The sequence below is a fragment of the Lactobacillus porci genome (assembly GCF_009695985.1).
GTDB lineage: Bacteria > Bacillota > Bacilli > Lactobacillales > Lactobacillaceae > Lactobacillus > Lactobacillus absianus.
This window is the reverse complement of record NZ_VUMX01000048.1, coordinates 1-6,587: the sequence shown is the minus strand read 5'-3', so window position 1 is coordinate 6,587 and position 6,587 is coordinate 1. Positions and strand designations below refer to the sequence as shown.

5 protein-coding genes are annotated in these 6,587 nt (G+C 49.7%); 3 read left to right on the top strand and 2 right to left on the bottom strand.

Annotated elements, in window-relative coordinates; genetic code table 11:
• Positions 1-686 precede the first annotated feature (686 nt).
• Complete coding sequence (locus FYJ62_RS09970; protein ID WP_154549529.1) at positions 687-1,073, bottom strand: helix-turn-helix transcriptional regulator; 387 nt, start codon at positions 1,071-1,073, stop codon at positions 687-689.
• A gap of 167 nt (positions 1,074-1,240) precedes the next feature.
• The gene (locus FYJ62_RS09965) at positions 1,241-2,254 is read right to left on the bottom strand and encodes an NAD(P)H-dependent glycerol-3-phosphate dehydrogenase (RefSeq protein WP_154549528.1); all 1,014 of its coding nucleotides are present in this window, start codon (positions 2,252-2,254) and stop codon (positions 1,241-1,243) included.
• Between the two features lie 476 nt (positions 2,255-2,730).
• Here FYJ62_RS09965 and FYJ62_RS09960 point away from each other — a divergent pair, with 476 nt between their 5' ends.
• The 3 genes from FYJ62_RS09960 (at position 2,731) to FYJ62_RS09950 (ending at position 5,957) form a co-directional block, all read left to right on the top strand.
• Entirely contained in the window at positions 2,731-4,470 is a 1,740-nt protein-coding gene (locus tag FYJ62_RS09960) for a sensor domain-containing diguanylate cyclase (protein WP_154549527.1), read from the top strand.
• 13 nt (positions 4,471-4,483) lie between these two features.
• Positions 4,484-5,548 carry an LLM class flavin-dependent oxidoreductase gene (locus tag FYJ62_RS09955; RefSeq protein WP_195837428.1) on the top strand — a complete coding sequence of 355 codons (1,065 nt, stop codon included), beginning with the start codon at positions 4,484-4,486 and terminating at the stop codon, positions 5,546-5,548.
• An 88-nt stretch (positions 5,549-5,636) separates the two neighbouring features.
• On the top strand, positions 5,637-5,957 hold the full coding sequence (locus FYJ62_RS09950) for a hypothetical protein (RefSeq protein ID WP_154549526.1): 321 nt from the start codon (positions 5,637-5,639) through the stop codon (positions 5,955-5,957).
• The last annotated feature ends 630 nt before the right edge of the window (positions 5,958-6,587 follow it).

Below are 6,587 nucleotides of genomic sequence, written 5' to 3'. Positions count from 1 at the left end.
TTCTCTGTTAAAATCAGTCATAAGGGATTCCTTTCGTATTGATAGTGTTCAAATCAATTATACGGAAAAGGAGTCCCTTTTCTTATACCCAATTTTGATTTACTTTAAGGAACTGTTCATCCTTACATACGGTCTCTACGCTTTTAGTGTATCTAAAGAGCTTTTTTATTATTTTAAGTTTTTCTTCTTATTATTTCATATTTGTTTACAGCGAAAGTTAATCTTCGTAACTAGAAAGCGCATATTCCAGGCATAGTTTAAATAATGCCTCTCATTCTTCTATCGAAAGTGGTAGTCTTAAAAAACATATTTTTGTCACGCTTTCGTCCTAACCCCCTGCCAATAAAATTTTATCCGTTATTTATCCGGAATTGAACGCATATTTCTTGCGCCGCAGGCACTTTCTGTGTATGATCGTCATTAGGAAAAGGGCCAAGAGGTCAGTAGCCCCAGCCCCTTTTCCTACGGTTCGCAAATATACTTTTTTCTTATATATTGCATTTTTTGATACACATTTTTGTAGTAACACAATTAATCGGCACGCGGATATCGCTCACTTTATAAGAATTCAATTCCTTTCTATATTTTTCTGATACCCTAATCATCCGCCTGCCATCCCCTTTTTACATTACACCAATAACACAAAAGAAGCCTCAACTGCAGTTTGAGGCTTCTTTCTTGTCTGTTTATAATTTCTTAGCTTCATCCGCGATATCGCAGCGCATAAGCTTTTCGAGCATGCTAATGTATTCTTTGGGCACCTTGTGGCCCTTATAGGTGAACTTGAGATTGCCATCGCTGATTTCAATCACCTTGTCCACCTGATATTTATCCCACTCCTTGTTGGCCTGCAAGACCGTTTCAGCCGGCAATCCAGCCATAATGCTGGTCTTTGGGACGTCAAAGAGCTTGGCCATCTTGCTGACGGCCTTCATCCGCGGAGCCTTGCGACCAACTTCCCAATTGGAGACGGTCTGCTTGGAAACGTTAAGCAGATTCGCTAAATCCTGCTGGCTCAGCCCCTTTTTCTTCCGCAACTCTTTCAAGTAGCGGCCAATCATATTATCTTCCATAACTAATTTCACCACCTGGGCTTAGCCTAACATATTTTTGAACTAAATGAAATAATTATTAAAAGTAATCCGTAACATTTTTGTAAACTAAATAAAAAATAAATGAGTCAGGGCTTACATCCCTGACTCATTTAACTATACAGTTATTTTTATTTACTTCATAAAAGTTAGATAACCATCTCGGACTTCTTCTCCCGGTGCATCAATTGGTAGATGACCTTGCGCGGTTCGGCGTGACCGTTGACGACGGAGTCAACGGCGAAGACGATTGGCATTTCAACTTCGTACTTCTTGGACAGTTCCAAGGCAGCTGGGATGGCATTGATCCCTTCAACCACCATGCCGACTTCCTTCTTGGCTTCTTCGGCGCTCTTGCCTTGGCCGATCAAGAAGCCCGCGTTGTAGTTGCGGCTTTCCTTGCTGGTGGCGGTCACGATCAAGTCGCCCATGCCGGCCAGACCGTCAAATGAGCTTTCCTTGCCGCCCATCTTGAGGCCCAGGCGCTTGATTTCCGCCATCCCGCGGATGATCAAGGCTGCCCGCATGTTGTCGCCGTAGCCCAAGCCGGAGCAAATCCCGCTGGCCAAGGCAATGACGTTCTTCAGCGCCCCGCAGAGCTCAACGCCCAGGCGGTCAGCGTTGGTGTAAACGCGCATGTTGTCGTTCATGAAGACGTCTTGAACCTTTTCGGCCGTTTCCTTGTCTTCACAAGCTGAAACGATGGTCGTTGGCAGGTCCTTGGCAACTTCTTCAGCGTGGGTTGGGCCTGACAGGGCCACGTACTTGACGTTGTCGTGCTTGCCGTCCTTGGTCAGAACGTCTTGGATGACGCCAGTCAAGGTCAGCAGCGTGTCTGGCTCAATCCCCTTGGCCACGTCCACGATGATCTGGCCGTCTGGAATGAACGGCGCTGCCGTCTTAGCCGTTGATCTGACGAAAACGGAAGGAACGGCAAAAAGGATGATGTCCTTGTCTTCGCAAGCTTGGGCAACTTCCTTGGTAAACTTGATCGCGTCCGGAATAACCATGCCTGGCAAGTTCTTTTGGCGGCGCGTGGTCGCGAGCTGGTCAACTTCGGCTGGCAAAGCTGACCAAACGGTCACGTCATGACCTGAATTGCTAAGCATCCGGGCCAAAGCCATGCCCCAAGTACCTGCCCCCAAAACACCGATTTTTGCCATATTATTACCTCACTTAGTTGTTAATTCCTTATGTAAAAGCAATCTCCCTAGGCTAAAAAGCTCCAGAAGATTGCCTGAATTTGTCTACTGAATTGTACTAACTCGTGTTCAATTATAACACTCTCGGCCCGCTTGGCAGCTCTCCCCCAAAAAGATTATCCAAAACATTAACTTTAAATCAGTTTCAGAAGGAATGGAAGAATCAGCTAAAGCGCTTACGGCCACCTCGTATTGTACGGGACTTGGCCGCTTTTCGCAAGGCAATTACATCCCTATAAGAAATTACTTATGCAAATTCCGCTCGCACTCCAGGGTCAAAGCACTTTCATCGGCGATATGGTGGTTTTTAATTAGTTTTTAGTCTTGGTTGCAGATTGTAAGCGATCACCATGTTATAATGGAAGGAACATATTGTTTTTGGAGCGCGCGACTTGCTCCAACTATCTTAGGTATAACACATGCGCAAGAAGTTAAATTTGAAGAAGGCAAACAAGAGCGACTTTCTGCTCCTGCTTGCCGCCTTTTTTCTGCTTTTCATTCTGAATGCTGGCATCATCAGCTACGTCCAGCACCAAAGAATGGTTCGCGAACGTGAGCAGACGGCCTTTATCGCCCGTGGCTTCTCACAGACGCTCAATGAAGAACTGGACAATACTTTTTCCTTAACCGACATTTTAAAGGAAACTATCGTCTCCCATGACGGCAAGATCGTCAATTTTGACCGGGTTGCCCAAGACTTAATAGCCAAAAATACCGCCCTTGGCAGCTTGCAGCTGGCCCCAAAGGGCAAGGTCACCCACATTTACCCCCTCAAGGGCAATGAATCCGGATTGATCGACCTTTTAAAAGATCCTGACCGGGGACCAGTCTGCCGCTATGGGATCAAGCACCATATCACCACCCTGCAGGGGCCCTTCAAGCTCGCTCAAGGCGGCAGCGGCATGGCGGTCCGCAGTCCTATTTTTCTCACCGAAAACGGGAAACCGACCTTCTGGGGCTTCGCAATCGCTATCATCAAGGTGCCGGACATCTTTAAGGCCACGGCCAAGACTATTGGCCTGTCTGGCTACAGCTACCATCTTTACTCGAATACGTCCCCATTGACCAAGAAGAAGGTCCTGGTCATGAAGTCCGGCAGCCAGCTGGATGACCCAGTCTCCCTCTCCTTCAGCACCTCCAGCAACAATGACTGGCGGCTCTTGATCTCTCCTAAGAACGGCTGGCAATACAAGCGCAGCCACTGGGTCCTGATCTACGTCCTGCTGCTTGACGTCCTACTGGTCTTATTGGTGCTCTGGATGATCAACCGGCGGATCAGCACCCGGATTCTGGAAAGAGAAGCCACGCGCGATCCCCTGACCCAGGCATACAACCGGCAGGGCTTTGACGGCTACATGCAGGACTACGTCCTTCAGCACCCAAATGAGAAGTCAACCGTCATCATGCTGGACGTCGACGACTTCAAGTCGGTCAACGACGTCTTCGGCCACCATGTCGGCGACCAGGTCCTGGTAGATTTGACCAAGAACCTGCAACAGGTCTTTGGCGAGCACGCCATCGTCGGCCGAAACGGCGGGGACGAGTTCGTCGTTGCCCTGCCTGGCCTGTCAATGAAGCAAAGCGAGCCATTGATTGAGAAAATGTCCAAGCTCAAGCAGACCGCGATCGTGGACAGGAAGCCGATCGACTTCTCCATCTCCATGGGCTACTCCGACTTCCCCGGCCAGGCCCAGAATTACGCAGAAGCCTGCCGTTTTGCTGACGCGGCCCTGTACGAGGTCAAGATCGCCGGCAAAAACAGCTATGCCAGCTACAAGTCCGGTCTGTCCCAAGACAAGCGGCACAACCAGCTGGGACTGGGAATGCGGGCCTTGGCCGCCGGCGACCCGACCCCGCTTTTGGTCGTCAAAGTTGACGGGGATGAGCCAATCTACGTCAACAAGAGCCTCTTGGACCTTTTCAACTGCGAATCGTCGCCTAATTTTTACGACTATTATGGCAGCTCTTTTGCCAACTTAATTGCTCCGCACGACCGCGACCGGGTATATACTGAACTCAAAGATTTTTTGGCCCAGGCGGAAGACGGGGAGCGCTTCAAGGACGACTTTTCGGTCCTGACCACGGATGCCCGCGTCATCCACGTCTGCAGCGAATTGAAATACTCGCTCAACCAGCGCTATGGGGCTTTGATCTACATGAACTTTATTTTGAATTAGAAGAGGAACGAATATGGCAGAATTTGACGCAAGCAAGCTGCGGATGCCCAACCTGCGGATTTTAGGACAAGACACCCGGCCGCTGTTCGCGGATGCAAAGGGAAAGAAAGACAACGGCCAGTTGCCGCCGGCCTTGGCTGCCCACGCGGGCTTTAACAAGGCCTTCCAAAAGGGCAAGCTGACTTTCGGCCTGATGGCCCCATTTAAGGGCTATCCAGACACGCCGATTCCTGACGTCAGCGACTTGGTCAAGAATGCCAAGCTGGCTGAAGAAGCAGGCTTTGCCGCCTTGTGGATGCGGGACGTGCCTTTTTATGACCCTTACTTTGGGGATGTCGGCCAAGGGCAGGATCCGATCGCCCTTTTAGGCGCTTTGACCGGGCAGACCAAGGAAATCGCCTTGGGGACTGCCGGTCTGATCCTGCCTGAGCGCAACCCCATCCATGTCGCGCAAGCCGCCGCCACCTTGGAGATCATGTCGCAAGGCCGTTTCCTGCTTGGCATGGCCAGCGGGGACCGGAAGTCTGAATACAAGAATTTTGGCAGAAAATGGGATGAGCGCGGGGAGATCTTCAAAGAGGGCTGGAACTTGACCAAAACCTTGCTGGAGACCCCAAAGCGGCCGCACTTCAACAGCAAGTATTACAGCAACCTGAACGGGACTTTGGACTTTATTCCCCAGCTTGAGCAGCAGCTGCCAATGGTCGCGATCGGACGCTGCCGGCAGGACTTGGACTGGCTGGCCAACAACGCGGACGCCTGGATCTGGCACGGCGTGGCTGAAGACGAAACCGCGCAAATCGTGGCTAAACTGCAGGACCTGAACCAGGACGGCTATTGGCATCCGTTTGGCTACCAGAATTTCGTTGAGCTGCTGGAGGATCCAGATGCCCCATGTCAGCTTTACAACAAGATCTACCTGCGCGGCGGGGCTAAGTCCCTGGCCCAATTCTGGAAGCAGCAGCGCAAGCAGGGCCTGGCCCACGTCATCATCAGCCTCAAGCCAAGCAACCGGCCAGCGGCAGACTGCATCCGTGACCTGCACGACTACGTGTTTGATGAGGTCAACCAAGATTAGCAAAAACCTGAAGCTCACGAGCTTCAGGTTTTTTGTTCGGTTGGCCGTGGCTGCGGTAATTATGGGGACGAGTTTGCGTGATTTGAACGTGGCTGCGGTAATTGCGGGGATGAATTCGCGCGTTTTGGACGTGGCTGCGGTAATTGCGGGGACGAGTTTGGCTGATTCGCGCTTGGCTGCGGTAAAAACGGGGACAAGTTTGGCTGATTCGCGCTTGGCTGCGGTAAAAACGGGGATGAATTTGCGCGTTTTGGACGTGGCTGCGGTAATTGCGGGGACAAGTTTGGCTGATTCGCGCTTGGCTGCGGTAAAAACGGGGATGAATTTGCGCGTTTTGGACGTGGCTGCGGTAATTGCGGGGATGAATTGCGCTTGGATACGGTATTTATGGGTACAATCACTGTTTTAATCCCCATTTTTTACTGAACCAAGCGCCTTTTCAAAAATTCGAGCCCCGCTTTTTACTGAACCAAGCGCCTTTTCAAAAATTCGAGCCCCGCTTTTTACTGAACCAAACGCCTTTTCAAAAACTCGACCCCCGCTTTTTACTGAACCAAGCGCCTTTTCAAAAACTCGAGCCCCGCTTTTTACTGAACCAAACGCCTTTTCAAAAATTCGAGCCCCGCTTTTTACTGAACCAAACGCCTTTTCAAAAATTCGAGCCCCGCTTTTTACTGAACCACAGCAACCTCTATAATTTTTGCCACAGTTGGAAATCCTTTGGGGATAAATTCTGAGATTATTTACTTAGTTGAGGACTTTGCGGGGATAAATTTCGTAATTTTCGACTTAGTTGAGGACTTTGCGGGGATAAATTTCGTAATTTTTGACTTAGTTAGGGACCTTGCGGGGATAAATTTCGTAATTTTTGACTTAGTTAGGGACTTTGCGGGGATTTCTTACTGATTTTTCGGTTCAGTATAAAAACTTGTGTAAACGGCTGTGAGATTTAGGATGCCTTTCGGGATATTTCCATTAATCGCAGAAAGAAGTATTCATCATCTGGATACCCATAACCCTTACGTCTCTCAGTCTTGAT

Excerpts from the sequence above, each read along its gene's own strand:
- FYJ62_RS09970 (WP_154549529.1), bottom strand. The coding sequence starts at position 1,073 with ATGGAAGATAATATGATTGGCCGCTACTTGAAAGAGTTGCGGAAGAAA.
- FYJ62_RS09965 (WP_154549528.1), bottom strand. The coding sequence starts at position 2,254 with ATGGCAAAAATCGGTGTTTTGGGGGCAGGTACTTGGGGCATGGCTTTG.
- FYJ62_RS09955 (WP_195837428.1), top strand. The coding sequence starts at position 4,484 with ATGGCAGAATTTGACGCAAGCAAGCTGCGGATGCCCAACCTGCGGATT.